This window comes from Yinghuangia soli, assembly GCF_021502675.1.
Lineage (GTDB): Bacteria > Actinomycetota > Actinomycetes > Streptomycetales > Streptomycetaceae > Yinghuangia > Yinghuangia soli.
Window position 1 is genome coordinate 82778 of sequence record NZ_JAKFHA010000006.1, and the last position, 927, is coordinate 83704.

Consider the following 927-nt stretch of genomic DNA (forward strand, 5'->3'; position numbering starts at 1 on the left):
CAACCGTCAGACGAGCGCGGCCAGCTCGCGCACCGCGCGCAGCGCCTCGTCCAGCACCGCCTCGGCCGCCGCCGGCGTATCCGGCGCCGCGGCGGACGCCGCGGGCAACTCCCGGCCGCGGCCGCCGTCCAGCCCCGCGACCAGGTCGAGGCCGGTCACCGCGATCTGGTCGCCGACCGCGAACACTCCCAGGTCCGGCACCTTGCGGCCGGCCGGCGCATCGCCGAGCGCGGCCAGCGCGCGGGCCAGCTCCAGACCCGCATCGGCCCGCGAGCGACCGGGATCTGACGGGTCATCAGGGGAGATCAGGCCGCGCAGTCTGGACTCCGACAAGTGCCGGAAGCGGTCCGCGAGCCGGCGCACCTCCCGGGCAAGCGCCGCCGTGTTGAGGGCCGGTGAAGCCGACCCGTCTCCGGACGATTGCCGGGGTGTTCCAGCGGGGAGGGTGGACATATCCGGAGCGTACCGTTCGGTGATCGCATCGACCGATGCGCTTCGACCAGTTGCCAACCGTTCGCCCGTCATGCACGCTCGGGTCACGGAACGCTCACCGGAGGCGCTTATGTCCTTGCCGCACTTCTCCGAAGAGACCCACCGCAACCTCCTCGCTCGGGTCCCCGCCGTCACCGGCCGCGAACTCCCCGAATGGTTCAAGGAGATCGACGAAGGCCCCTGCTTCTCCCGCTTCGAGGACCGGGTCCACTGGCTCCAGGACGAGCACAGCATCGCGCACGGCCACGCCACCGCGATCATGCGCGAACACGACCGCCGCCGCGCGGCCCGGGGTATGCGCTGATACCGAGACCGCCCCCGGAACCCTCCTCCTACCGTCGACGAGAAGTGCCCGCAGACACCAGTGGCGGGGGGGGGGGGGGGCGCCGCGCCCCCCCGACCCACTACACAAAAAGCACAAAGCACCCGACGCAC

General features: G+C 72.2%; 2 protein-coding genes. One reads left to right on the forward strand and one right to left on the reverse strand.

All coding sequences use genetic code 11. From position 1 onward, the window contains the following. Positions 1–6 precede the first annotated feature (6 nt). A complete protein-coding gene (locus LZ495_RS13445; protein WP_235052394.1) occupies positions 7–453 on the reverse strand; it encodes a hypothetical protein in 447 nt (148 codons plus the stop codon). A gap of 109 nt (positions 454–562) precedes the next feature. On the opposite strand from LZ495_RS13445, the gene LZ495_RS13450 reads away from it, so the two are divergent. Then, a complete protein-coding gene (locus LZ495_RS13450) occupies positions 563–796 on the forward strand; it encodes a DUF4287 domain-containing protein (RefSeq protein WP_235052395.1) in 234 nt (77 codons plus the stop codon). Positions 797–927 lie beyond the last annotated feature (131 nt).